The organism is bacterium (genome assembly GCA_026129405.1).
GTDB lineage: Bacteria > Desulfobacterota > Binatia > DP-6 > DP-6 > JAHCID01.
The window spans coordinates 645,318-670,628 of sequence record JAHCID010000002.1; the positions used below are offsets into that span (position 1 = coordinate 645,318).

The following is a 25,311-nucleotide window of genomic DNA, read 5'->3' on the forward strand; positions in this document are numbered from 1 at the left end:
GATGGTGCGTTCGGTCAGCATCAGTGGCGTTCTCACACTTGACCTCCACTCGCTCAGCAACGAGGGCACGGAGGGCAACCGGCAGCTCACTCGACAGGTACAGGTCGCCCTCGAAGACGGGTCGTTCCACACAGTGAACGCTATCAGCGGCGACATGCTCAAGCATGCGCAGTGTGAGTACTTCCGAGAGGTCGCGGACGAGGCGAATCTGCCACTATGCCACCCGGCGCGTCGCAGCGATGCGAACCGTATCAATGCCGATGAGAGCTTCCGCGATTGGCTCGTCGAGAAGACCGGAAAGAAGGCACGTGAGCTCGAGCAGAAGTGGTCCATTTCGTCGAAGGGAAACGGCAAATTTGCTCGACCGGCCAGTGAGGTTCTCGGGGAAATCATGAAGCGCTGTGCACTCACCGATGTCGAGGGCACACTGCTCGTCCAGTACGGTTACTCCGTCCCACGCAAGTCGTGCGTGGAGTTCGGCTGGGTCGTCGGCAGGCCAGGGCACACTCGGACCGACTCGTACGTGCACGTCAAGTACGATCCGGAGTTCAGGGGCGCGAGCGCAGGAGAGGAGTCTGGGCTCGGTCAGGCGCTCTTCTATCGCCCAGCGAGCAGTGGGCAGTACGCCGCAGTCGTTCACCTTGAGCTCGATCGCGTTGGTCGCAACGACGTTACGTTCGAATACGCTGTAGCAGAGGATGACCGACGCCAGCGCATCAAGGCTCTGCTCCAGAGCGTTACGTACACGTTTGTACGGCCACGGGGGGCCCACCGGAACACGCAGCTGCCGCACGTGCTCGGCTTCCAGGGAATCATCGCGACGAGCAGTGGAGCGCCACCGGCACCGTCGGCGAGCGCGTTGGTAGACTCGTACCGGGAGCGTGTCGAGGCAACGACCAAAGAGCTCAACACGTTGGGTCGGAATGAGGTCGTGAAGTCGAAGCGATTCGATACGATGGATGCCTTCGTGAGCGAGATGCATCGAATCACAGCCAGTCTCGGAGCCTGACGTGGGCTTGTCGGCTCCAGATCGATGGTGGGTTGGCCGCCTGGAACCAGCGGCGCTCTTCTCGCTCCGGTCGAGCGCCTCCACGAGCGCGGGAGGCAAGACGATGCTGGTGCCAACCCCGTACGCTGTGAAGTGCGCGCTGATCGATGCCGCCTATCGTACCGAAGGTGAGAGCGCCGGTCGCGGATTGTTCGCTCTGCTCAAGGAGGCGGCGACGGCGATACTCCCGCCCCCGTTCTTGGCGGTCACGAACACGTTCATGAGAGCGCAGCGCCGCGTTCGGGAGTATGGAGCAGACGACGATGCGGCAGCGGACGACGAGGTACCCCCGGAAGGTGGCCCATTCGGTTCAACGCTAATCTACCGCGAGGTGTGCAGCTTTGGTGGCCCGTTCGAGATTGGACTCGGCTTTCGCGGCCATGCCCCGCCGGCTGTCCGCGACGTACTCTGGGCCATCAACTACCTGGGCAGGCGAGGCGGTTTCGTACAGGTGACGTCCGTCGAGCACCGAACCGAGCCGCATCCGATTTCCGTTATCGTCGACCCGAAAGGATGGAAGCCAAGCGTGCTGGTAGCAGGCGACCTGGTGGCGCCACTTGACGACCTCGGCCCTGGGGCGACCGTCGACCGGATAGCCCCGTTTTCGGAAGAGCAAGCCCGCTGGAACCGAGATCGTATTGTTCACTTCCGCGTTCTACCGCTCAGGCACGAGCGATCGTCTCATCACTTCTCACTCTACCGGCGCGTCGGCGATAAGACATAGCCGAGCACTGCGAGCCCACCGCCGAACTCACTCAGTTGCCGCTGACGGCCGACAGGCGGTCGCAATAAGATCCCCTCGGTTCCGTACACACGTAGCGGCCTCGACTCTGAGCCTGAGGGATGACGCCTGATGGCGACGACGACCGACCGTCGGACGATAAAACCGAGGAAACGCGGGTCGCCGGGTGGTGTTCGACCGTTCGACCCGAGCGACTAGTGCACCGCCGTCGACATGCGCTCAAGCATGCGGCGGTAGGAGCGGATGATGGCCTGGGCCGGTTTCGTCCAGACGAACGGCGTCGGGTTCTTTTTCCACCCGTGCAGGAACGCGGTGAGGTGGGCGCGCAGCGCCTTCTTCGAGGGACAATTGCTCTGGCTCAGGCATTGTTTTCCGAGAATCCCGAAGAAGCCTGCGACCTGATTGAGCCACGACGCGCGCGTCGGCGTGTAGTGGAAGTGGACGTGTGGGTTCGCGGCGAGCCAGGCGCGGATGTCCGGGGTGCTGTGCGTCGCGGAGTTGTCGAGGATGACGTGCAACTCGCGGCCGGGATACGTGCGCACCACTTGGCGCATGAAGGCGAGGAAGTCAGCGGCCGGGTGGCGATCGGTGAGCCGATGCGTCACGGCGCCCGTGGCGATCTCGAGGGCGGCGTACAGGTCGATGACCCCGTGCCGCTTGTAGTCGTGCGTATGCCGCGCGGCCCGGCCAGCGCGCAGGGGCAACGGCGGCTGCGTGCGCTCCAGCGCCTGAATCGACGTCTTCTCGTCGACACTCAGCACCACCGCGTGCTCTGGGGGATGGAGGTAGAGGCCGACGATGTCGCGCACCTTCGTCACGAACGCGGGATCGCGGCTCACCTTGTACGTGCGCACCAGGTGGGGCTTCAGCCCATTGCGGCGCAGGAGATCGGAGACGCAGCCGCTGGTGAGCCCCACCTGTCGCGCGAGCAGGCGCGTGGTCCAGCGACTGCGGCCCGCGGGCGGCGGCGACATCGCGAGTTCGACGAGGCGCTCCGCGGTCGCCGCCGGGACCGCGTGGTCCGTGCGCCCGGCCTTCGGCCGCGTCACCAGCCCGGCCACGCCATGCTCGACGAACCGCCGCCGGATCCGCGAAACCGCTTCCGCGGACACGTGGAGTCGCGCGGCGACGTCCGCCCCGCTCACGCCGTCCGCGGTCCAGAGAATCACCTGCGCCCGCCGCACTTCCTGCGCCGGTGCCGTGGCCGCTGCCACGATCGCCGTCAACGCGCGGCGCTGCTGCGCCGACACCCGCACCACCATCCCGCGTCCCATGCCACGATGGACGGGCGCACGTCATATTGATTCAACGTCAACGGCGGTGCACTAGTATCGAACGTTCGGCCGAGCCTTCGCACCCCGCCCTTGAGCCAGCGCTGCTCTCGCCCCGAGCCCGTCTCTCACAAGCCCGATCCTCAGCCGACACCCCAGTGCCGCCGATGCCTTCGCCAGTGTCGCCAGCGTCACGCTCGTGTCGGCAGGGTCCAGCAGCCGATCCACGACGGTCCGGCTCGTCCGCATCCGGCTCGCGAGGGCAGACTTCGTCATCCGAAGCCCGCGCATCCGTTTGTCGACGGCCAGCGCCAGCTCCTTCTTCTGTGCTCGAAGGTTCACTTCCTCGAGGTCGCCGGTCTGCTCGAGCAGCGAGTCCAAGGTCGATCCAATACGAGTCGTCATTCCGAACGCTCCACTTCGTGCTGGCGCCTACGGGCCAACGCGAGATCACCCGCCGGGACCGCCACCGTCTTCTTCTTGAACCCGTGCAGAAGCACCATCGTGTCCTGCCGCACGCAGAACAGGACGCGATAGATGTCGCCGCGAAGGCTCGACCTGACCTCGTAGAGACCTCGTCCGAAAGTACCGACCAACGGCCGCCCGACGGGCCATCGCCACTGCGCACGTCTGATGTCCGCGCCGATCTCTTGGCGCTCGTCGGAGGAGAGGTCCAGCAGCCATCTGCGCACGGGTTCGTGACCGCTCGGCATGCGATAGAAGCGACATTCCAGCTTCGGGAGCAGCCCGGCCATGGGCACTCCCTACCGCTCGACCTTGTGCACCGTTTTCGGTGCACCCGCAACCGTCGGGGCATCCCGCATCACCCCTCCCCCATCACCCGCAGCACCGCCCCGACGTTCACCCACCGCCGATACCGCACCACCCGCGCCGCCGCCGGCAGGTCGTCCTCGCCGCAGTTCCTTTCCTCGGCCACGCACAGCACCAGGTTCGGGATCCCCGCCGCCCGCAGGCGGGTGAGCTTCCGCGTGACGTACGCCGGCGACCAGAACCCGAGGATATCCACCAGCCATCGCCGCCCGTCGTAGCGGTGCTTGAGCGCGAAGTCCGGAAAGACGGCGAGCGATGCGCCGGCGGGTACCGCCTCGGGCTCGCGCACGACGTCCCATTCCGGTGCCGCCCGCGCCATGTCGCGCGCGAAGCGCTCCTCGACGCGGCTATCGAAGCGCCGCGGCTCGTTGCTCGGGAAGATGGGGTCACCAGATGCGAGGTGAAGCCGTACCGGGCTGGCCGCCGAGCAGGCACTCGGCCTCGAGATGGAACCGGGGGCACCACGCGAGCGCCGGCAGGAGCGCCGCCAGCGCGCGCCCATAGAGCAGCGTGCGCCGGAAGAACGCGTACGGTCGGCATCGTCCAGTCTGTCGGACGGGGCACGAAGGAGCGCGTCGTGTCGGCGCAAGGGATGCGGTGGCTGGCCAGCCAGGTCCGAAGCTCCACCAAGCGAAAGGCCGGGGTCCGATGGGCGCCGACCCGGGTATCCCAGACAACGCTTGGGCGCCCGTGCACGTCGAAGCCGGACGGCGGGTTCAGGAGCAGAAATCGTGCCGCGGTCGTAAACAAGGCGCACGAGCGCCCGGTCGCAATCCATGGGCCAGCTTGGCGGCTGCATGTGGGGGGCCGAGCCCGAGCAGCTGCAACACGTGCATCGTCACGCTTCACGCGCGTGTCGCATCTGCCACAGCACCCGAAGCCGAAAGTCTTCCACCTCGGCCGATCGCATCATGCTATTATCCCATCAGCGGACACATCCATGGACAGCGTCGTCGTCAGCAAGCCCGGTGTCTTTCTCGGCAAGACCAGCGAGCGCCTTGTCGTCCGCGGCCCCAAACCGCGGCTGGAGCTCGTCGACGGCGGGCCACAGCTCCTTCTGCCTTTCGAGATACCCCCTCCGCAGAGACTCACGGTCCTTACCTCCGCCGGCGAGCGAACCGAGCCGGCACGCTTGCGCGGCGCCACTCCAAAGCCACGCACGCAGCCAGAGCAGGTCGAGCTACCCCTGTTCCGCGTGAGCGAGATCATCGTTACGGGTGCGGGTGTCACGCTCTCCACAGACCTCATCCAGGCCTGCTGCGAGCGTGGCATTCGACTCGCGTTTCTCAGCTCGGCCGGCCGACCGATCGCCATGGTGTCGTCGCCCATGCTGACGGCCACGGTCATCACGCGCCGGGCGCAGATGGCCGCCTACACGGACGACCGTGGCCTCACGGTGGCGCAGGCCGTCGTGCGCGGAAAGCTCGGCAACCAGGCGGCGCTGCTGAAGTACTTCGGAAAATATCAGAAGGGCACCAACCCGGATGCGTTCGCTCGCCTTTCGGCGGCGGTGAAGGGTATCGAGAAGCTCCGGCGTGAGGTTGACGGCGTGGAGGGCGCATCCATCGACGACGCACGCCCTAGCCTGCTCGCGCTCGAAGGCTCAGCGGGACGACACTACTGGGCGGGGATCCGAGCCCTGCTCGAAGCAAAGACCCCTTTCGCAGTGCGCGAGCACCGCGGCGCGACGGACCCGGTGAACGCCGCGCTGAACTACGGCTACGGCATCCTCTACACGCAGGTGTGGGGCGCGATCATGAACGCCGGCCTCGAGCCGTTCGCCGGCTTCCTGCACGTCGACCGTCCCGGCAAGCCGTCGCTCGTGCTCGACCTGATCGAGGAGTTTCGGCAGCCCATCGTCGACCGTGCCGTCGTGTCGCTCGTGACAAAGGGGACGTCACTCGAGATGCGCGGCGGTCTCCTGACCGACGATGGCCGGCACGCGGTGGCAGCTTCGGTCATTGAGCGACTCGAGGGCGAAGTCGGGTTCCGGGGGCGCCGCCATCGGATCAAGTCGGTGATTCAGATCCAGGCGCGCAACCTGGCGACGAGCCTAAGAGATCGCACTGCCTACCGGGCCTTCGCCTTCAAGTGGTGAGGATGGAGCAGCTTCTGACGTTCGTCGTCTACGACATCCCGGACGACCGCACCCGCATGCGGATCATGAACACGTGTCGCGACTACGGCCTGGCGCACACGCAGTACAGTGTCTTCTCGGGGCCGCTCGATGCTACCCGACGCAACGAGCTGTTCGCCCGTCTCTCCGACACGCTCGGCTCCGAGGCCGGGCACATCATTGTCGTCCCCGTATGTGAGAAGGACGCCAAGGCGCGGCGCACGGTCCAGCGCACGGGATGACGATGACGGATGCGGCTGCCGAGATCGAGCTGAACGTAACCGATCTCAAGCAGTGGGCATACTGCCCTCGGATCCCCTTCTATCGATACGTCCTTCCCGTCGACCATGTGCGCTCGTACAAGATGCGTCGCGGCCACGCCGCACAAGCTGCCGTCGAAGCGCTCGAGCGGCGGCGGCGCCTGAAGGAGTACGGGCTCGTCGCCGGCGAGCGGCGCTTCGATGTCTGGGTGCGTTCGGCGATCCTCGGCTTGTCCGGACGCATCGACCTGCTCGTGGTAACCGACGACGCCTGCTTCCCGATCGACTTCAAGGACACCGAAGGCGGCGTGCGAAGGAACCATCGGCTGCAGCTTGCCGCGTATGCGGTGTTGATCGAGGAGTCCTTCGACCGTCCGGTGCCATGCGGCTTCGTCTACCTGATTCCTAGCGATGAAGTGGTGCGCGTGGACGCTGCCGAGCCCGACAGATCGTGGACTCTCGAGGCGGTTGACAGTGTCCGCACCATGATCGCAGAAGAGCGGCTACCCGAGCCCACACCGGTGCGCAGACGGTGCACGGGCTGCGAGTTCCAGAACTACTGCGCGGACATATGGTGATCCGGAGTTCGCAAATTCGGCAGGTTGTTGAGCAGAACGCGGCGTTGCGAAGGGAAATGGTCAAAGGACACGCCCAACTCCGCGAATTGCCGAGTATGGTGGAGCGGTTGCCGAGTCATCCCCGACGAGGAGGGGACTGAAACGTGGATCGTGCCCACCGGTCGACGCCCTCCCCACAAGTTGCCGAGTCATCCCCGACGAGGAGGGGACTGAAACGCACGCGGCCGGTGCCGAGCTCGCCCGACACGAGTCCCGGTTGCCGAGTCATCCCCGACGAGGAGGGGACTGAAACTGTTGGCGACGACCGCGGTGTTGAGGTGGAGCTGCGTGTTGCCGAGTCATCCCCGACGAGGAGGGGACTGAAACTCCCCGGCCAGCTCGGAACGCAGGCCTTGGCCACTCTGGTTGCCGAGTCATCCCCGACGAGGAGGGGACTGAAACGCCGGCGCCGTCGCTCGGGTCGTGGCTCGAACGCTCGCGTTGCCGAGTCATCCCCGACGAGGAGGGGACTGAAACGTGCAGCTGTTGCCGATCGCCTCGGCGACGACGGGCGTGTTGCCGAGTCATCCCCGACGAGGAGGGGACTGAAACTTGCGGACGTCGTCCCGGTTGCGCTGCGATATCTGGTTGCCGAGTCATCCCCGACGAGGAGGGGACTGAAACAACCTCTACGGCGCCGACGGGAAGCGCATCAGCATCGAGTTGCCGAGTCATCCCCGACGAGGAGGGGACTGAAACTGTGCGCGCCGATGGCGCCGACCGTCGTCGTGTCCCGGTTGCCGAGTCATCCCCGACGAGGAGGGGACTGAAACGGCGACTCGTCGAGGTACATTTTCAGACGTAGCGCACGTTGCCGAGTCATCCCCGACGAGGAGGGGACTGAAACATCCAGCGCGACGGCGTCGAGTATGAGTTCGACATCGTTGCCGAGTCATCCCCGACGAGGAGGGGACTGAAACATGCCGAGTCGTTGAGCGCGTGGCTCGAGCGGCTCCAGGGTTGCCGAGTCATCCCCGACGAGGAGGGGACTGAAACAAACGTTCACCCGAACGTTGGACGAACGTATGGGTAAGTTGCCGAGTCATCCCCGACGAGGAGGGGACTGAAACCCTGAGCCTCCCGGACCCCGCTCGCGGCTCTTGACGTTGCCGAGTCATCCCCGACGAGGAGGGGACTGAAACATCGGGGATCGAGCGGCTCGAACGGGCACACGCTCACGTTGCCGAGTCATCCCCGACGAGGAGGGGACTGAAACAGAACGCCGGCGCGAGTCCGGGCTCGTACGTCGCGATGTTGCCGAGTCATCCCCGACGAGGAGGGGACTGAAACACACAGAGCGCGTCCGCTAGGTGGATGACGGGCCGCGGGTTGCCGAGTCATCCCCGACGAGGAGGGGACTGAAACGGGGCACGCTGCCGACGCCCGTCGCGAACGTGAACGTCGTTGCCGAGTCATCCCCGACGAGGAGGGGACTGAAACATTGCGGCGGTGATGGGCTCCGTCGCCGCCGTGACGGGTTGCCGAGTCATCCCCGACGAGGAGGGGACTGAAACGAAGCGTGAGCACGACGTCGGCGATCAGGAGCACCAGCGTTGCCGAGTCATCCCCGACGAGGAGGGGACTGAAACTAAAAGCTGGTCTGCAGCGCGCGATCCAGCACGACCGCGTTGCCGAGTCATCCCCGACGAGGAGGGGACTGAAACAGGACCGCGGCCCCGCCACCGCCGATGACGGCGAAGGGTTGCCGAGTCATCCCCGACGAGGAGGGGACTGAAACACGACAGCGGTGCCGCGGCCCAGGTCCGGGGCTTCGCGTTGCCGAGTCATCCCCGACGAGGAGGGGACTGAAACGCTTCGCAGCGCACCCGCGCCGCCGGGGTCGCGCTCGGGTTGCCGAGTCATCCCCGACGAGGAGGGGACTGAAACGCGGTAGCGATCCGGCTATGCATATAGTCGCCCTCCTGTTGCCGAGTCATCCCCGACGAGGAGGGGACTGAAACACAGCTCACATACGGGCGCGCGGTGTGAGTCGCCTCAGTTGCCGAGTCATCCCCGACGAGGAGGGGACTGAAACCCGCAGCCGCCGCGGGCGGCCGGTGCGCCACAATTCTGTTGCCGAGTCATCCCCGACGAGGAGGGGACTGAAACCGGAATTGCATCCGACGATGAAACCCGTGGCACTGGTGTTGCCGAGTCATCCCCGACGAGGAGGGGACTGAAACACGTCGACCACCCTCCCGACGAGCGGCTACGTCCCCGACGTTGCCGAGTCATCCCCGACGAGGAGGGGACTGAAACCTGATGCGCTCCGCCGCGGGGCCACGCAGATCCGTGAAGGTTGCCGAGTCATCCCCGACGAGGAGGGACTGGAAGGCAACCGTCGCGACGGCGGCTGCTTGAGGAAGCGAACTCGAACCCGAGAAGCAGGACGGTGGGGTTCACCGGTACCGCGTTGCCTCCGGCAGCGCCTCCTCGACCGGCCGGACCTCGATCGCGCCGAAGCGCGCCGACGGCCAGTCGGCCGCCAGGGCCAGTGCTTCCTCGCGGTCGCGGGCCTCGATCAGGAAGAAGCCGCCGACGATCTCCTTCGCCTCGGCGAAGGGGCCGTCGGTGACGAGACGTTTGCCGTCGCGGCGGCGCACCGTCGCTGCGGTGCCGGCGCGCTGGAGTGCGTAGGTGGTGAGGAGGTGGCCGCCGGCGCGGAGCCGGTCGACGTAGGCGATCGTCTCGCGGCGCAGCGCGTCCCACTCGCTCTGCGACAGGACGTCGAGCTGCGACTCCTCCTCGTATGCCAGGCACATGAACTTCACGGACGGTCCTCCTCCAGGCGACCCGCGCGGCGGTCCGGGGTAGGATCGCGTGCGTGGCGGGATTCGACGAGGCGCTCCAGGCGCTCTACCGCGCCTCCCTGGCAGACTTCGTCGCTCAGCGGAAGGAGGGTGTCGCCGCCCTGCGCGGTGCGGGCGACGCGGCCGGCGCGGCGGAGCTGGCGGCACGGCGTCGGCCGACGCTGTCGGCGTGGGCGGTGAACCAGCTCTACTGGCAGGCGCGGCCGGCGTTCCACGCGCTGCTGTCGGCCGCCGAGCGCATGCGCGGCGGCGACCTCGCGGCGGCGGCGGCGCATCGTCAGGCGATGGCGACGCTGCGCAAACGCGCCGCGGGCCTGCTCGGCGAGAGCGGCCATGCCGCCAACGAGGCGACGCTGCGCCGTGTGACCACGACGCTCGCGGCGCTGGCGGCGCGCGGCGGCTTCGCGCCCGACCTGCCGGGCACGCTCGCCGAGGATCGCGATCCGCCCGGCTTCGAGGCGATGGTGGGGGCGGTTGCGCCGGCCCGCCCGGCACGCTCGCGCCCGGCGAACTTCGTCGCTCAGCGGAAGGAGGGTGTCGCCGCCCTGCGGTGCGCGACGCGGCCGGCCGGAGCTGGCGGCACGGCGACGTCGGCCGACGCTGTCGGCGTGGGCGGTGAACCAGCTCTACTGGCAGGCGCGGCCGGCGTTCCACGCGCTGCTGTCGGCCGCCGAGCGCATGCGCGGCGACCTCGCGGCGGCGGCGGCGCATCGTCAGGCGATGGCGACGCTGCGCAAACGCGCCGCGGGCCTGCTCGGCGAGGCGGCCATGCCGCCAACAGGCGACGCTGCGCCGTGTGACCACGACGCTCGCGGCGCTGGCGGCGCGCGGCGGCTTCGCGCCCGGCCTGCCGGGCACGCTCGCCGAGGATCGCGATCCGCCCGGCTTCGAGGCGATGGTGGGGGCGGTTGCGCCGGCCCGCCCGGCACGCTCGCGCCCGGCGGCGAAGAAGGCCGGCGGCGATCGAGCGCGCCGCGCGCGGATGCGGGCCGACGCTGCAGCCCGCGCGGCCGCGGAGGCCGAGCGCCGGCGGCGTGAGGCCGAGCGTGCGCGGCGTGCCGCCGAACGCCAACGTCTCGAGACGCGGCTGCGCACCGCGCGGCTCGACGCCGACCGGCGCGGCGAGCGGATCGCCGCGCTCCGTAAGGAGCTGCGTCTCGCCGAGGAGGCCGCGGCGCGGACGCGCGCGAGCGTCGCGGAGCTCGAGCGCGCCCTCGCGGCGGTGGACGACGCTTAGGCCGCCTGCGTGAAGTCCCCCATCTGGTCGGCGAGCGCCTTCGTGAACGCCGGGCGGCGCACGCAGCGCTCGAGGTAGCGCGTCAGGACGGGCTGCTCCGCGACGAGGTCGGTGTGGCGCAGGATGCGCAGCACCGTCGCCATGAGAACGTCGGCCGCCGAGAACGCGCCGGCGAGGTGCTCGCGGCCGCCGAGCGCGGCGGCGAGCTCCGCCAGGCGCCGGCGGACCGCGTCGACGACCGCCGGCCGCCGGGCCTGCGCCCAGGCTTCGTCGGCATGGAAGAGGTCGATGCCGGCCAGCTCCTGGATCGGGTTCTCCATCGTGTCGATGGCCGCGAACATCCACTGCGTCACGCGCGCGCGTCCGGCGGCGTCGCGCGGCAGCAGCCGCTCGCAGCGCTCGGCCAGGTACAGGACGATGGCGCCCGACTCGAATAGCCGCAGCTCGCCGTCGCGGAGCGCGGGAATCTGTCCGAAGGGCTGGACCTCGCGGTACGTGCTGCGGGGCATGGCGTCGCCGCCGTCGTCGATGTCGACGTGGACGATGCGGTAGGGCAGGGCGGCCTCCTCGAGCGCCCAGCGCACGCGCAGGTCGCGTACGAGCCCCTGGGCGAACGGGGGAACCATCCGGAAGGCGTAGCACTCGATCATGTGTCCTCCTGCCTCCTCGTCGAACGAGCGGGGCCCGGATCGACAGGCGCTACGTGCCGAGACGGCGCAGCCGCGGGCTCGCGAAGACGAAGGCCAGCGTCGCCACCATGATCGCCGCGTTCAGCAGGTAGGGCGCGTGCGGGTCGAGCTCGTAGAGCGCGGTGCCGAGGACCGGCCCGAGGACGTTGCCGAGCACCGTGAGCCCGCCGAGGAGGCCGGCGACGGCGCCCTGCTCGTCGGCGTCGACGGCGAGCGACGCTCCCGCGGCGCTGCCCGGACGGACGAGGCCCACGCCGGCGCCCAGCGCAGCGAGCGCGAGGAGGAACGCCGGCAGGCCGTCGGCGAAGCAGAGCAGGCCGAACGCGACCAGCATGAGCGGCGTGCCGGCGCGCAGCATCTGGCGCGGCGTCGGCTGCAGGCGCTGGATCAGCACGAGCTGCGACACGAGCCCCGCGGCGGCGAGCGCCACGAATCCCAGGCCGGCGCGCTGGGCGGCCTCGGTCGCGGTCAGGCCGAGGACGTCCTGGAGGAAGAGCGCGAAGGTGATGACGGTGGTGGCGCGCACTGCTTGGAGGGCGGCCGTCACGAGGAGGAACGGCGTCACACGGCGGTCGGTCCAGCGGATGTGCCGCGGCGCCTCGCCGTGTTTGCGGACGGGGCCTTCCTCGGGAAGCCACCGCCAGATGACGGCGGCGCTCAGGGCCGAGAGGCCGGCGGTGAAGAAGAGCGGCGCGGTGAGCGCCAGCGTCGCCAGCACCGCGCCGACGGCCGGGCCGACCGTCTCGCCGAAGCCGACGGCGGCGCTGACGAAGGCGACGCCGCGCGCCCGCTCGCTCGCCGACGTGCGATCGGCGACGTACGCCTGCGACGCGGGTCCGGTGCCCGAGCCGACCAGCGCGAACACGCAGCGCGACGCGATCAGCAGCGGCCACACCAGTGGCGGCGGCAGCAGACCGGCGCCGCCGAGCGCGATCGTCGCACCGAGGAGCCCCATCGAGAGGCCGAACCCGAGGAGCCCGATCAGCACGACGGGCCGCCGTCCCCACACGTCGCTCTGCCGCCCCCACCACGGGCTGACGAAGATCCAGAACGTGGCCGAGGTCGCGAAGATGATCGAGATCTGGACCGGCGAGATGCCGAGCTCGCGTGCCGCCGGCGGCAGGATCGCGAACAGCATCGACTGTCCGAGCCCGATGCAGACGAGGCAGACGAAGAGGATGCGGAAGCCGCGCGGGCGCCGCGCCGTCACCCGCGCCGCGCCGGCCCGGGGGGCGTCACGCGCGAGACGCGGCGAGCGGTCCGAGGCACGCGGCCACCTTCCGTGCGCGCCGGCCGTGGGTCAACGGGCGGCGCCGCGCGGCCGGCGCCGGCGGGTTACGGGGCCTTCGCCACGAGCCGCCGGCCGTCGGCCTTCGTCACCGTGCCCAGCGTCGCCTCGAAGCATGCGGCGTCGCCGGTCACGATCTGCACCCGTACGCGGGTCGCGCCCTGGAGCGCGGCGGCCGTGCCCGTCGGCATGGCCGTCCGACCCTTGCGGGCGGCGTTGCCCGCCTGCATCTGGAGCGTGCCCTTGCCGGCGGCGCCGGCGGCGGCCGTGATCGCCTTCACGCCGTCGGCCGCGGCGGACGGGTCGGCATAGCGCCAGCCCGTCGTCTTCTTCGCCTTCCAGCAGGGCTTCTGCTTCGGGCCGCAGGCGGCGCCTGCGCGCGGCACCACGAGGGCGCCGGCGAGCCGGTCGCCGGCGTCGTAGATGCAGGCCGCGTAGCGGGTCGTGCCGGCGACCGGATCGCCGAAGTCGGCGCGCGTGGTCGCGGCGGTGAAGGCACGCAGCCGGAGCGCCGTCTTCTCCTTGCCGGCCTTGCGGGCGTCGACGGCCAGCTTCGCTTTGGCGGCACTGCGGCAGCCGCCGATCGGCGCCGCCGCGCACGGTGCCGGATCGGGCGGATCCGGCGGGTCGGGCGGATCCGGCGGATCCGGCGGAGTGTATGGCGTGAACTCGATGAGCTTGCCGGCGATGCCCGGGTTGCCCTGCGTTCGCCATTCGACGCGGCGAAGCACGCCGGTGACGGCCATCGTGACGTCGCCGCCGGCGGCGTTGTCGACCACGGACTGATCGACGACCATGCCGTTGGCGTCGAGCGCGACGAGCGTCGCCGACTCGCCGGCCTCGAAGTACACGTCGAGCTGGAAGTGCTGGACGTCGCTCGGGGTCGCCGTGCCGGGCTCGACGAAGTCGAAGATCGCGACCGCGCCGAAGACGTCCGGGCTGAAGAAGAGGTGCTTCAGGCCGGTGCCGAAGTCGTGCGCGATGGCGTCGATCGGGTCGCCGTCGGCGGTGCGTGCGGAGAAGAGGATGCCGAGCGAGCGCCACTGATCGGTCAGCACCGTCCCGTTCGGCACCGGTCCACCGCCGTTCGGAAGCTGGGCGAGGTCGACGGACACGGCCCAGGCCGGAGCGGCGAGCAGCAGGGACAACAGACCGGCGAGCGTGCGTCCCCGCATGGTGCGGATGGTGCCTGCGCCACGGGGCTGCCGTCCACCCGTGCGCGTACGTGGATTCACGTATGCGCGGCGGCGAGCAGATGCCTTACGGCTTGGGAAGCTTGCAGGTTCCGTTCTCGACCAGCTCGCGCGCGTACTTCTCGACCTGCCCGTCGTCGTGCTCGTAGTCGTTGCGGCTGAACTTCTCGGCCATCTTTCGCACCGTGCACTCGCAGAGCTTGCCGAAGGCCTTGATCTGGGGCGCCAGCTGCTCGCGGATCTCGGGCGTCAGCGCGAGCGTCTCGTCGAGCTTCTGCTCGCGCTTCGTGTTCTTCCAGGCGCCGTCGACGAGGGCGTCGGTGCAGGCGACGTTCGCTTCCTTCACGGCCTCGGGCGTCCAGCCCTCGGCGAGCTTCTTGTCGGCCGCGGCGGCCGTGGAGGCGAGGAGGGAGGCGACGAGGAAGGCGATGACCCGCATGGTCCGCGCCACCTAGCACAGGCGACGAGCGGGCGTCGCCCCTCGCGGCGTCACGATCGTCCCGTCGCCCGGGCGAGCACGTCGCGGAGGACCGCCGCGGCGTCCACGGCCGCGCCGCGGGCACGCCACGCGACGTGGCCGTCGGGGCGGACGAGGACGGCACCGTCCGGATCGACGCCGTAGAGCGCGCACCAATCGGCGGGCGCGCCGTCGTCGAGCTGGACGTCGCCGCCCACCCGGTGGACGGCGAGGGGAAGGCGCACGTCGCGGGCGGCGGCCGCCCGGTGCCAGCCGGTGGCGTCGGGACCGGTGAGCAGCACGAAGCGCGAGCCGAACAGGTCGAGCAGCGAGCCCAGGACGCCGTCGCGCCGGATCCAGGCGTGCGGGGCGAGGCTGCCCGGCCGCGCCGTCGGCACGTAGTCGATCACGGTGCTCGGCGTGCCGTCGTCGGAGCCGTCGGGGGCGATCGCCGCCGACGCATAGGCGAAGCCCTTCGCCTGCCCCTGGGCGCTGAAGTGCTCGCGCGTGCTCTCGATGCCCGCCGCGATCATGGCGCGCACCGCGGCGCCCTCCGGCGTGTCCTGCTCGATCAGGGCGAGCGGCTCGGCGGCGCGCTCCGCGGGCGTGCCGGGGCTCGGCATGGCGCGCGTGTTCTTGAAGCTCTGATCGGCGTTGAACTGGCCGACGGGGCGGCGCTCGCTCTCGTAGGTGTCGAGCAGCGCCTCGGGCGCCCAGCCTTGGAGCACGCCGGCGAGCTTCCAGGCGAGGTTGTGCGCGTCCTGGACCCCGGTGTTCATGCCGAAGCCGCCGGTGGGCGGGAAGCGATGGGCGGCGTCGCCGAGGAGGAAGCAGCGGCCGTCGCGGTACCGCTCCGCGACCTGCGAGCGCATGATCCAGGGGTCGATCGAGCGCACGTCGACCGGCAGGTCGGGCACGCCGACGGCGCGGCGCACGAGCGCCGCGCAGTGCGCGGGCGTGAAGCGCGCGACGGTCTCGTCCGGGCCGAGCTGGAAGGGCGTGTCGAAGAGCCAGCGCGTGGCGCCGTCGAGCGCGATGAAGACGCCGGCGACGTCCGCGTTGAGGATCCAGTAGAGCGGGCCCTCGCGGCCGGCCAGGTAGGGCGTGAGGTCGGCGTGGACGTAGGCGTTCAGGATGCGGCCGATGTCGTCCGGACCGACCATGGCGACGCCGAGCCGCTCGCGCACCGGGCTGGCGGCGCCGTCGCAGGCGAGGAGCCAGCGCGCGCGGACGGTCTGCTCGCGGCCGTCGGAGAGCCGGCGGATCGTGGCGTCGACGCCGCCCGCGTCCTGGGCGAAGGTCACGAGCCGGGTGTGGTAGCGGACGTCGGCGAGCGGAAACCCCTCGGCCGTGCGGCGGAGGATGGGCTCGTAGACGTCCTGCGGGCAGATGCCCGTGACCGCGGGGCTCTGGCGGCCGAGGTTGCGCACCATCGTGCGCGCGTCCTCGCCGGGCTTCGGCGCCATCAGGTCGAGGCGACCCAGCTCCCACCCCGTGAGCGTCGTGGCCCAGACCACGTAGCGCGAGCGCTCGGCCGGCAGGCCGCCGCGACGCACCTCGGCGTCGACGCCCCACTCGCGGAACAGCTCCCAGGTGCGCGTGTTCACCACCGTGGCGCGCGGGTGGCTCGTCGTCGTCTCGTGCTGCTCGACGAGCAGCGACGGCACGCCGAGACGCGAGAGACAGATCGACGCGGCGAGACCGACGGGGCCGCCGCCGACGATGAGGACGGGCGTCGTCAGGTCGGCCATGTCAGCCCGGAGGCGGTGCGGAGCCCTGCTTGATCAGCTCCGCGAGCGGATCGCCGCGGTCGAAGCGCGCCGCGAGCACGTCGGGATCGAAGCTGACGCCGATGGGGTTCTGCCGGAAGGCGTCGCTCCGTACCCAGGCCATGAGCGCCGCCTCGTCGGGGAAGTTGTCGATCTGGAGCTCGACCTGCACGCCGTTCGGGTCGCGATAGTAGAGCGACGTCGTCGGGCCGTGGTTGATGCACCAGTGGGGCAGGATGCCGGCGTCCTTCAGGCGGCGATAGGTATGGAGGAGGTCCGCCAGCGTCGCGAACGTGAAGGCGATGTGGTCGACGCCGGCGGCGGTGGGCGACCCGTCCTCGAGCCAGGGCACGTTCGCGACCGCGATGCGGTGGTGCTCGTCGTCGTAGGTGAGGAACGTCAGCTGCTCGTTGGCGAACACGACGCGCGCACCGACCACCTGCCGATACCAGTCGACGGTCTCCGGGTAGTGCTTCGAGCGCAGCACGAAGTGCGCGAGCTTCGTGGGCACGCGGACGTCGGGGGTCGTCATGCCGGGTCTCCTTCGGGTTCGGGTTCGTCGATGACGCGGTTCGCGACGCGGCCCAGGGCGGGGCTCCCGCCGGCTGTCGGCGGCGCGTCGCGTCGTGGTAGAGGAGCGGCGATGCCGAAACTGAAACGAAATGAGCGGATCGTTTCGCCTCGTCGCTCGACTACCCGGCGTCCGCCCGCGCTGTCAACCACGCGCGCCGCCGCGGCCGGCGCGGACGTCGACCGCGTCCCGCGCTCGGCGGCGAAGCGACGCGCCATCCTCGAGGCGGCGTGGGAGCTGTTCCCGAGCCGTGGCTTCGGGGGCACCGGGATGCGCGCGCTGGCCGCCGAGGCGGGCGTCTCGACGGCCACGATCTACGCCCACTTCTCGACCAAGACCGACCTGATCCGCGCGCTCATCCAGGCCCGCTGGGAGCAGGCGCTGCGCGGCACGATCGAGCGTGCCGCGCAGATCCCCGACCCGCTCGACCGCCTGCTCACCGGCATCACCCACCTGAACCACGCCATCGCCGCCGACCCCCTGCTGCGCCAGCTGCTGGTGACGCCGCGGCGGATCGGCGACGCGGAGATCGAGCAGGAGGCCGCGCCCATCGAGGACATGATGGACGCCCGCTGCACCGAGGCGATCCGCACCGCGGTCGCGGCGCGCCGGCTGCTCTGCCGCGACCCGGAGGCGCTCGCCGTCCTCATCCGGGTGAGCATGCAGGGGTGGCTGCTCACCGAGTCCAAGCGGCGCCGGCCCATGCGCGAGGAGCGCCTCACGCGCGTCCTCGTCGACCTGATCCGGGGTGCCACGGCGCGGCCGCTGCGAGACGCCTGACGTCGCCGCTGCCTACTGCGGCGGCAGGCGCCCACCGATCGAGCGGCAGCGGGGAATCGGGCCGTCGATTTTCCCAACGGAGACCGTGCCCCGGGGACCCATACGGGTCGGCATGGCCTTTGCGTCGCACGGGGCTTCCCGGCGCTGCGCCGGCAGCCGCGGCACGACCGCCGCGGGACGTAGGAAGGAGCCATCGTGAGCGGGACCGCCGAACGCCTCCAGGCCATCGAGGCCGTGACCAAGTACAAGCCGATCTCGGAGCCCCTGTCGTTCTCGAAGATCACGGCGAGCGAGCTCTTCGGGTCGAACGTCTTCAGCCGGGCCGTGATGAAGCAGCGCCTGCCGAAGCCGGTGTTCCAGTCGCTGTGTCGCACCATCGACGAGGGCTCGATCCTCGATCCGACCGTCGCCGACATGGTCGCCTCGGCCATGAAGGACTGGGCGATCGAGAAGGGGGCGACCCACTACGCCCACGTCTTCTACCCCCTCACCGGCCTCACGGCGGAGAAGCACGACAGCTTCCTCTCCCCCGACGGCCAGGGCGGCGCCCTCGCCGAGTTCCAGGGCAAGACGCTGATCCAGGGCGAGCCCGACGCGTCGAGCTTCCCGAACGGCGGCATCCGCGCGACCTTCGAGGCCCGCGGCTACACCGCCTGGGACGTCACCAGCCCGGCCTACATCCTCGAGAACCCGAACGGCACCACGCTCTGCATCCCGACCGCGTTCGTGTCCTGGACCGGCGAGGCGCTCGACAAGAAGACGCCGCTCCTGCGCTCGATGCAGGCGCTCAACAAGCAGGCGCAGCGCGTGCTGAAGCTCTTCGGGCACGCCAAGCCGGCGACCGTGTTCTCGTACGCGGGCGCCGAGCAGGAGTACTTCCTCGTCGACCGCCACTTCTACTTCTCGCGTCCCGACCTGGTCTCGACCGGCCGCACGCTGTTCGGCGCGCCGCCGCCGAAGGGCCAGGAGTTCGAGGACCAGTACTTCGGCGCCATCCCCGAGCGCGTCCTCGCCTTCATGCTCGAGTGCGAGCACGAGCTCTACAAGCTCGGCATCCCGGTGAAGACGCGCCACAACGAGGTGGCGCCCGGGCAGTACGAGGTGGCGCCGGTGTTCGAGAGCGCGAACCTCGCGACCGACCACCAGCAGCTCCTCATGGTGACGCTGCGCCGCGTGGCCGAGAAGTACGGCATGGCGTGCCTGCTGCACGAGAAGCCGTTCGCCGGCGTCAACGGCTCGGGCAAGCACGTCAACTTCTCGCTCGGCAACGCGACCCAGGGGAACCTGCTCGATCCCGGCGAGACGCCGCACGAGAACTCGCAGTTCCTCGTCTTCTGCGCCGCCGTCATCCGCGCCGTCGACAAGTACTCGCCGCTGCTGCGCGCGGTGGTGGCGTCGGCCGCGAACGACCACCGCCTCGGCGCCAACGAGGCGCCGCCCGCGATCATCTCGATCTTCCTCGGCGACCAGCTGACGGACGTCTTCGAGCAGATCGCCGCCGGCGGCGCGAAGACGTCGAAGGGCAAGGGCACGCTGACGGTCGGCGTCGACACGCTGCCGCCGCTGCCGAAGGACCCCGGCGACCGCAACCGCACCAGCCCGTTCGCGTTCTGCGGCAACCGCTTCGAGTTCCGCGCCGTCGGCGCGGGCCAGTCGATCGCCGGCCCGATGGTCGCGATCAACACGATCCTCGCCGAGTCCCTCGACTGGATCGCCGACCAGCTCGAGGCGGCCGCCGGCAAGGGCAAGGACGCGTTCAACGCCGCCGTGCAGTCGCTGCTCGAGACCATCATCAAGGAGCACGGCCGCGTCATCTTCAACGGCGACGGCTACTCCGCCGCCTGGCACGAGGAGGCCGAGCAGCGCGGCCTACCGAACCTCCGTACGACGATCGACGCGCTGCCGATCCTCGGCACGAAGGAGATCGAGGACGTCTTCGAGAAGTACGGCGTGCTCACCAAGCGCGAGCTCGAGAGCCGCGAGGAGGTCTACCTCGAGCAGTACATCAAGAGCGTCAACGTCGAGGGCCGCACGGCGATCGAGATGGCGAAGACGATCGTCTTCCCCGCCGCGATCCGCTACCAGGGCGAGCTGGCGCAGACGTGCGCCAACCTGAAGGCGGTCGGCTACACCTTCGACACCAAGACGCTCGACAAGGTGACGGCCATGGTGAAGGACCTCCAGGACGGCATCGCCACCCTGGAGGAGGCGATGGATTCGAACGGCTTCAAGTCGACGCTCGACCACGCCAAGCATTGCTGCAGCAAGGTGCTCCCGGCGATGCTCGATCTGCGCAAGTCGGCCGACGAGCTCGAAGGCACGGTCGCGGACGACCTCTGGCCGCTCGCGACGTACCAGGAGATGCTCTTCATCAAGTGAGGCGCGTGCGGGCGGCGGCTGCCTCCGCCGCCCCGCACCCTCAGATCACGCGCTCGGCACCGCCGTAGATGATGTTGAAGCGGCCGTCGCGGACGAAGCCGATCAGCGTCATGCCGGCCGCCGCGGCGAGCTCCGCCGCCAGGCTCGACGGCGCCCCGACCGCCGCCTTCTGCACCGGCTCGTAGCCGGCGCGTCCGCTCACGAGGAGGATGTGGCGCGCGAGCGGCGTGGCGCGCGCCAGCACCCGCGCGCCGATCACCTTGTCGACGGCGTTGTGGCGGCCGATGTCCTCGTGGACGTCCAGCATGCGGCCGGCGGCGTCGAACAGCGCCGCCGCGTGCAGCCCGCCGGTGCGGTCGAAGACGGACTGGGCTCGGCGCAGCGTCTCGGGCAGGCCGTGGATCAGGGCGGCGTCGACGGCGAGCCGCCCGGCGCGCGCCGGCCGGGGCAGGACGGGGAGCGCCGCGAGCGACGTCTTGCCGCACAGCCCGCAGCCGGCGGTGCTGGCGAAGCTGCGCGCCAGCCGCTGCTCGTCCACGTCCACGCCGGGGGCCAGCTCGACGCGGACGACGTTGCGCAGACCGTCCGGGCTGCGCGCCGGGCCGCAGGGAGCCGCATGCACGACGTCGTCGGCGTGGCGGACGATCCCCTCGGCGAAGAGGAAGCCGACGGCGAGCGCGACGTCGGCGCCCGGGGGACCTGTTCCTCCCCGTGCGCATCAACGGCGACGTCGCGCTCCTGAAGGGCATCCTGAAGGCGCTGGTCGAGGCCGAGGATCGCACCCCGGGATCGGCGATCGCGTGGGACTGGGTCCGCGCCCACACGCTCGGCATCGAGGCGCTGCTGGCCGACGTGCGCGCCGTGCCGTGGGAGGCCGTCGAGCGCGGCTCCGGGATCGGGCGGAACGAGATCCGGGGCGTCGCCGAGCTGGTCCGCACCCGCGAGCGCATCATCATCGCGTGGTGTCTCGGCCTCACCCAGCACGAGAACGGCCCCGGCGACCGCCGATCGGGCGCACGGAGGCGCTCAGCGACATCCCGGCGTACAAGAGCATCGTGGTGAGCGTGCGGCCGGCCGCGGCGTGAGGGGCAGGGCGCGCGCCGGGACGCGTCGTCAGATGCGTACGTTGGGCGTCGTGAAGGTGCCGCGCTGGGCCGCTTTCGCGGCCTTCGCCGGATCATGCTCCCAGTGCCACGGCTCCTTGCTCACCGTGCGTACGAAGCCGTGCGCCGTGGCGTGCCGAGCGAGCCAGTCGTAGGTCGGGTTGCCGGCCCCGCCGGCGACCGCGATGTCGAATGCGATCCCGTTCTGATGGTTCGAGCTTCCCGGCTCTGCGGCGCGGGGGAAGCGGCTCGGATCGCGGGTGTAGTCCTCGTGCAGTCGCTTCTGCTCGGCATACGACCGGAAGCCGCTGTTGAGCGTGATCGCCACGCCGTCGGCCGCCGCAGCGGCGCAGAGCGCTTGGTAGGCACCGAGTGTGTCGAGAGCGACGTGCTCGATCTCGAGGCGCGCATCGACGATCCGTACGAGCGTCCTCTGGCCGATGAAGGTCCCGCCCTGCCAGGCGGCGTTCGGACCGTAGCGACCCGTCCCTGCCGGCGGTGGGACCTCGCCCAGCGTCTCGTTGACGAAGCGGCCGGCCAGATTGCGCGTCGACGTCCATCCGAGGGCCGCACGGTTCGTGCCGACGGCATGGCCGAAGACGATGCGATCCCTGGTCGACACCGGCACGATCGCGATCTCGGCGATGTGGACGCGCGTTCCCCGCGGGATGCGGCGGAAGTCGGGCCCCTCACGCACGAATTCCAACAGGGAGCCCGGCACGCGAAGGCGGGCATCCGGGTCGTCGACCGTGAAGGTGCGGGTCGCGAAGCTCTCGCTCTGCATGTGGTCTCCTGGGGAGTGTCGAGCAGGACGCCGATCACGGACCGGCGAACGGGTAGGGCCAGCCGTAGCCCCAGCGGAAGGCCGTCGGCATCAGCTGCCCGCCGCCGAGCAGCACGCCGACGCGCATGACCGACGACAGGACCGGGTCGTGCGTGTCCCGACGGACGCAATCCTGGAGGGCGGCGTCGGCGACCATGCGCTCCGAGTGGGTTCCGCCGCACCAGTAGGCGATGTCGTGCTCGACGCAGCAGCCCGCCCAGGTGCCGTCCGGCCAGAAGGAGCAGCCGTCCGTGGTGAAGCTGTACGGCGGCCGTGCGCCCGACCGGCGCGTCCGGCATTCGGCCGCCGCCCGGTCTTCGAGGGCATGCGCCGCCGACGGGGTGTCGGCGTACGGCTGGATCGTGTGGCCCGGGTGCAGCGCGCATCCCACCAGCGGCACGAGGCAGCCGAGCAGCATGGTGGCCAATCCGCGCCGCGAGTCGTGCGCCGCGAGGGTGGGGGGCCGCGCGTGGGGCATGGGCGTCGTGGGTAACGCAAGCAACGTGAAGACGTCAAGAGCTATCATGCTTGAACGGCAGCGCCCTCCTGCCCGCGGCGGCCCCTCGTCACGGCACGCCGGCCACCGGCTGCATCTCCACGTCGCACACGCCTCCGACGCGCGCCGTCTCGAGCGTCGGCGGGCGGTTGCAGGTCTCGCCGCGAGCGCGGATGCGGCAGGTGAGGGCGACGGCACGGCCGGCGTCGAGCCAGCTCGGCACCTTGCGGTGGCGGCCGATACGCTCGAAGCGGCAGCCGGCCGGCGTACCGTACGGGCGGCAGCCGGCCGGCTTCGCGAGGGACACCTTGCGTCCGTCCACGACGAAGCCGGGGTAGCGGTCGACGACCTCGACGGCGTCGCCCGTGGGGCCGGCCGTCACCAGGGCCTCGCGGAAGAGGTAGCCGCCGTCGCGCGCCGTGCCGACCTCGATCCGGGTGCCGGCGATCAGGACGAAGTCGTCGCCGCGGCGGGCGACCGCGCCGCTCATGAACTCGACGCGCGGATGGTCGGGGAAGCACTTCCCCATCGCCGGCGGGTGGTAGTAGTGGCGCATCGCCGTGCGGGCGCCGGTCGAGTCCGGGAAGACCGCGGCGAGGTCGTCGGCGTCGCCGTACAGGATGCGCTCGACGTCGCCGACGTTCTGGGCGTACATCGCGCGCAGCTTCAGGTAGTCCGGGTGGCCGACGAGGTCGGGGCGCAGGAAGCAGGACGTGAGCCCCGAGGTCTGGGTCAGGAGCTCGTCCCAGATGTTGTACTGCGACACCGCCGACGCCACGCCCTCGAAGTCGCCGACGGCGCGGCAGCCCTGCGACGGCGTGCAGCCCTCGCGCCCGCGGTTGCGGATCGACAGCGCGATGACGTTGCGCTCGCAGGCTCCGTAGGCGGTGCAGCCGCGGTCGAGATGCCCCTCGTAGAGGGCGGTGCGCATGACGTAGTCGAGGTTCCGCGCCCGCGCGATCTCGGCCGCAGGCCAGCGGCCCGCGTTGGCGCGGCCGAAGGCGTCCCAGGCCCGCGCGAGCGCCGCCCGGCGTCCCATGAGGCGATCGTGCGCCTCGGCGCACTGGGACGAGGCGTGGAAGGCGCGCACGACGGCGTCGAGGCCGGTTCCGCCGGCAGGCTCGGCGCGGCCGGCGGCGGGCGGATCGAACGAGGGCGGCTTCTCGATCACCGCGAGGCGCCGCACGTCGAGCACCCGGCTCACGCCCGGCGGGCAGTGGTGGTTCGCGACCCGCATCGTCTTGCGCTGCGCGACGGTCGCCTTGAAGCGGGCCGTGTCGGCGCGCTCCGCGCGCCGCGCGTCCACCACGATCTCGAAGCCGACCCAGGGCGTGCCGCCGGCGTCGACCAGAGGCCGGCCGTCGCGCACGACGAGGCAGGGGACGACCGACGTGCCCTGGGCCAGCGTGCCCGCGGGCGTCGTCGCGCCGCTGCGGGCGACCGCGTCCGCGCCGTAGTACGGCACGTCGAGCGGCCCGTTGAAGCGGTAGACCGTCATGACCGGCGCGGCGGGGACGTCGGCGCGCGCGGGCACGCCGCCGGCGGCGACGAGGATCAGCAGCGGCAGCAGCCGGCGCACGGCGGCCGCGAGGGACCGGGGCGAGCGATGCATCGGGACAGGCTAAGCCTGCTGCACGCCGCGGCCGCAAACGGGTGCGACGTCGCCATGCTTGGCGACCCCGGGTGGACTCATCCCCGGCGGCCGATACATTGCCTCGCGGTCGATACGATGGGAGTCCACACCGACAAGCCCGGAGTGCTCGACGCCGGCGCCGCGCGGCTGCTGGCGCGCTTCACCGAGCAGATCGCCATCCGACGACTCGCCCGCGGGCTCGCCGGCGAGCTGCTGCTCGCCGACCACCACGGCGACATCGTCGATCCCGACCTCGACCCGCGGGTCTTCACCGCGATGCCGCCCGACCTCGCGCCCGAGCGCTACGCGTTCGCGACGCTGCTCATGGGCGGCGAGTCGTATCTCCCCGGGTGCCTCGTCGTCGGCGCCGCGCTGCGGTGGCACCTCCGCACGCCGGCGACGCTCGTCTGCCTGGTCGACGACAGCGTGCCCGCCGAGGCCCGCGACGCGCTCGCACGGGTCTACGACCGCGTCGCGCTGGTGCCGCGCCTGCGGGCGCACGACAGCTCGTATCCCCCCGAGCTCCTCTCCGACGCCTACCGCGACATGTACACGAAGCTCCACCTCTTCGACGCGGAGCTCTTCCCGTACGCGCGCGTCTGCTTCGTCGACGCCGACCTCCTGCCGCTGCGCTGCTTCGATCACCTCTTCACCCTCGACGTTCCGGCGGCGGTCATCGAGAGCGTCGATGCGACCAGCCAGTACGCCTACATCCACCACATGCACGGCGTGCGGCACGGCGCGCCCGTCCCGCCCGCCATCCTCGAGCCGACCTCCGCCGACGACGTGACGGGCGGCATCAACAGCGGGCTGCTCGTGCTGGCGCCGGATCGCGCCCGCTTCGAGGACATGGTGGCGCGCATCCGGCGTCCGATGCCCGAGTGGGGCGAGCATCACCGCGAGCTCTACGCGCGCGGCATCCGCTACGGCTTTCCCGATCAGCACTTCCTCCAGGTCGAGTTCCAGCAGGCGTGGACGGCGATCGATCCGCGCTTCAACTCGATGCGGACCGACATCCCGCACAGCTTCGGCGTGCACTGGACGATCGGCCGCAAGCCGTGGCTCAACCTCGCCAACCCGGCGCGCAGCACGAGCCTGGTGCTCTGGTCGATGGCGTGGGAGACGCTGCGGCTGCATCACCCGGACCTGTGCGAGTCGGCCGAGCGGCGCGGCCTCGTGCGTGACACGCCGAGGTAGC

The 25,311-nt window shown here is 70.5% G+C and carries 25 protein-coding genes, 1 pseudogene and 1 CRISPR repeat array; of the genes and pseudogenes, 11 read left to right on the forward strand and 15 right to left on the reverse strand.

Features of this window, described 5'->3' with window-relative positions; all coding sequences use genetic code 11:
* Position 1 precedes the first annotated feature (1 nt).
* Positions 2–1,009 carry a DevR family CRISPR-associated autoregulator gene (locus tag KIT14_11285; protein ID MCW5891118.1) on the forward strand — a complete coding sequence of 336 codons (1,008 nt, stop codon included), beginning with the start codon at positions 2–4 and terminating at the stop codon, positions 1,007–1,009.
* A 103-nt stretch (positions 1,010–1,112) separates the two neighbouring features.
* On the forward strand, positions 1,113–1,772 hold the full coding sequence (locus KIT14_11290) for a hypothetical protein (GenBank protein ID MCW5891119.1): 660 nt from the start codon (positions 1,113–1,115) through the stop codon (positions 1,770–1,772).
* Between the two features lie 212 nt (positions 1,773–1,984).
* On the opposite strand, the gene KIT14_11295 is transcribed toward KIT14_11290, so the two are convergent.
* The 4 genes from KIT14_11295 to KIT14_11310 all read right to left on the reverse strand — a co-directional run bounded on the left by KIT14_11295 (position 1,985) and on the right by KIT14_11310 (position 4,394).
* On the reverse strand, positions 1,985–3,052 hold the full coding sequence (locus KIT14_11295; protein ID MCW5891120.1) for an IS630 family transposase: 1,068 nt from the start codon (positions 3,050–3,052) through the stop codon (positions 1,985–1,987).
* Positions 3,053–3,115: 63 nt separating this feature from the next.
* A complete protein-coding gene (locus KIT14_11300; protein ID MCW5891121.1) occupies positions 3,116–3,466 on the reverse strand; it encodes an XRE family transcriptional regulator in 351 nt (116 codons plus the stop codon).
* Positions 3,463–3,816, reverse strand: a complete 354-nt coding sequence (locus KIT14_11305; protein ID MCW5891122.1) for a type II toxin-antitoxin system RelE/ParE family toxin — start codon at positions 3,814–3,816, stop codon at positions 3,463–3,465. The genes KIT14_11300 and KIT14_11305 overlap by 4 nt, the downstream gene beginning before the upstream one ends.
* Before the next feature lie 68 nt (positions 3,817–3,884).
* The gene (locus KIT14_11310) at positions 3,885–4,394 is read right to left on the reverse strand and encodes a DUF790 family protein (GenBank protein MCW5891123.1); all 510 of its coding nucleotides are present in this window, start codon (positions 4,392–4,394) and stop codon (positions 3,885–3,887) included.
* Positions 4,395–4,832: 438 nt separating this feature from the next.
* Here KIT14_11310 and cas1 point away from each other — a divergent pair, with 438 nt between their 5' ends.
* The 3 genes from cas1 to cas4 are packed head-to-tail and all read left to right on the forward strand — an operon-like array spanning position 4,833 to position 6,846.
* Positions 4,833–5,990, forward strand: a complete 1,158-nt coding sequence (cas1, locus tag KIT14_11315; protein MCW5891124.1) for a CRISPR-associated endonuclease Cas1 — start codon at positions 4,833–4,835, stop codon at positions 5,988–5,990.
* 2 nt (positions 5,991–5,992) lie between these two features.
* Complete coding sequence (gene cas2, locus KIT14_11320; GenBank protein ID MCW5891125.1) at positions 5,993–6,250, forward strand: CRISPR-associated endonuclease Cas2; 258 nt, start codon at positions 5,993–5,995, stop codon at positions 6,248–6,250.
* A complete protein-coding gene (cas4, locus tag KIT14_11325; GenBank protein ID MCW5891126.1) occupies positions 6,247–6,846 on the forward strand; it encodes a CRISPR-associated protein Cas4 in 600 nt (199 codons plus the stop codon). The genes cas2 and cas4 overlap by 4 nt, the downstream gene beginning before the upstream one ends.
* 106 nt (positions 6,847–6,952) lie before the next feature.
* A CRISPR array of direct repeats spans positions 6,953–9,220; the repeat unit is 37 nt; unit sequence GTTGCCGAGTCATCCCCGACGAGGAGGGGACTGAAAC.
* Positions 9,221–9,284: 64 nt separating this feature from the next.
* On the opposite strand, the gene KIT14_11330 is transcribed toward cas4, so the two are convergent.
* Positions 9,285–9,656 carry a YciI family protein gene (locus tag KIT14_11330; GenBank protein ID MCW5891127.1) on the reverse strand — a complete coding sequence of 124 codons (372 nt, stop codon included), beginning with the start codon at positions 9,654–9,656 and terminating at the stop codon, positions 9,285–9,287.
* Positions 9,657–9,709: 53 nt separating this feature from the next.
* Between KIT14_11330 and KIT14_11335 the strand changes: the two genes are divergently transcribed.
* Both KIT14_11335 and KIT14_11340 read left to right on the forward strand, forming a co-directional pair.
* Positions 9,710–10,495, forward strand: coding sequence for a hypothetical protein (locus KIT14_11335; protein MCW5891128.1), 786 nt, complete (start codon positions 9,710–9,712; stop codon positions 10,493–10,495).
* Entirely contained in the window at positions 10,492–10,932 is a 441-nt protein-coding gene (locus KIT14_11340) for a hypothetical protein (protein ID MCW5891129.1), read from the forward strand. The genes KIT14_11335 and KIT14_11340 overlap by 4 nt, the downstream gene beginning before the upstream one ends.
* Here KIT14_11340 and KIT14_11345 read toward each other — a convergent pair.
* The 6 genes from KIT14_11345 to KIT14_11370 all read right to left on the reverse strand — a co-directional run bounded on the left by KIT14_11345 (position 10,929) and on the right by KIT14_11370 (position 16,860).
* Entirely contained in the window at positions 10,929–11,582 is a 654-nt protein-coding gene (locus KIT14_11345; GenBank protein MCW5891130.1) for a glutathione S-transferase family protein, read from the reverse strand. The genes KIT14_11340 and KIT14_11345 overlap by 4 nt on opposite strands.
* A gap of 49 nt (positions 11,583–11,631) precedes the next feature.
* Entirely contained in the window at positions 11,632–12,831 is a 1,200-nt protein-coding gene (locus tag KIT14_11350) for an MFS transporter (protein MCW5891131.1), read from the reverse strand.
* A 125-nt stretch (positions 12,832–12,956) separates the two neighbouring features.
* Positions 12,957–14,084, reverse strand: a complete 1,128-nt coding sequence (locus tag KIT14_11355; GenBank protein MCW5891132.1) for a hypothetical protein — start codon at positions 14,082–14,084, stop codon at positions 12,957–12,959.
* Between the two features lie 85 nt (positions 14,085–14,169).
* Positions 14,170–14,541: a hypothetical protein gene (locus KIT14_11360; GenBank protein ID MCW5891133.1), complete on the reverse strand. Its 372-nt coding sequence runs from the start codon at positions 14,539–14,541 to the stop codon at positions 14,170–14,172.
* A gap of 50 nt (positions 14,542–14,591) precedes the next feature.
* Entirely contained in the window at positions 14,592–16,310 is a 1,719-nt protein-coding gene (locus KIT14_11365; protein ID MCW5891134.1) for an FAD-dependent monooxygenase, read from the reverse strand.
* A 1-nt stretch (position 16,311) separates the two neighbouring features.
* A complete protein-coding gene (locus KIT14_11370) occupies positions 16,312–16,860 on the reverse strand; it encodes a VOC family protein (GenBank protein MCW5891135.1) in 549 nt (182 codons plus the stop codon).
* A 111-nt stretch (positions 16,861–16,971) separates the two neighbouring features.
* Between KIT14_11370 and KIT14_11375 the strand changes: the two genes are divergently transcribed.
* Positions 16,972–17,679 (forward strand): TetR/AcrR family transcriptional regulator, encoded by a 708-nt coding sequence (locus tag KIT14_11375; protein ID MCW5891136.1) that lies wholly within the window; start codon positions 16,972–16,974, stop codon positions 17,677–17,679.
* Between the two features lie 195 nt (positions 17,680–17,874).
* On the forward strand, positions 17,875–20,058 hold the full coding sequence (locus KIT14_11380; protein MCW5891137.1) for a glutamine synthetase III: 2,184 nt from the start codon (positions 17,875–17,877) through the stop codon (positions 20,056–20,058).
* A gap of 40 nt (positions 20,059–20,098) precedes the next feature.
* Here the strand turns inward: KIT14_11380 and KIT14_11385 are convergent.
* A pseudogene (locus KIT14_11385) lies at positions 20,099–20,752 on the reverse strand (formate dehydrogenase accessory sulfurtransferase FdhD).
* Positions 20,753–20,769: 17 nt separating this feature from the next.
* Here KIT14_11385 and KIT14_11390 point away from each other — a divergent pair.
* Complete coding sequence (locus KIT14_11390) at positions 20,770–21,120, forward strand: hypothetical protein (GenBank protein ID MCW5891138.1); 351 nt, start codon at positions 20,770–20,772, stop codon at positions 21,118–21,120.
* A 51-nt stretch (positions 21,121–21,171) separates the two neighbouring features.
* Here KIT14_11390 and KIT14_11395 read toward each other — a convergent pair whose 3' ends face one another.
* The 3 genes from KIT14_11395 to KIT14_11405 form a co-directional block, all read right to left on the reverse strand.
* Positions 21,172–21,945 (reverse strand): M15 family metallopeptidase, encoded by a 774-nt coding sequence (locus tag KIT14_11395; protein ID MCW5891139.1) that lies wholly within the window; start codon positions 21,943–21,945, stop codon positions 21,172–21,174.
* Positions 21,946–21,979: 34 nt separating this feature from the next.
* Positions 21,980–22,462, reverse strand: coding sequence for a hypothetical protein (locus KIT14_11400; GenBank protein ID MCW5891140.1), 483 nt, complete (start codon positions 22,460–22,462; stop codon positions 21,980–21,982).
* Positions 22,463–22,550: 88 nt separating this feature from the next.
* Complete coding sequence (locus KIT14_11405) at positions 22,551–24,059, reverse strand: hypothetical protein (protein ID MCW5891141.1); 1,509 nt, start codon at positions 24,057–24,059, stop codon at positions 22,551–22,553.
* A 150-nt stretch (positions 24,060–24,209) separates the two neighbouring features.
* On the opposite strand from KIT14_11405, the gene KIT14_11410 reads away from it, so the two are divergent.
* Positions 24,210–25,310, forward strand: coding sequence for a hypothetical protein (locus KIT14_11410; GenBank protein ID MCW5891142.1), 1,101 nt, complete (start codon positions 24,210–24,212; stop codon positions 25,308–25,310).
* Position 25,311 lies beyond the last annotated feature (1 nt).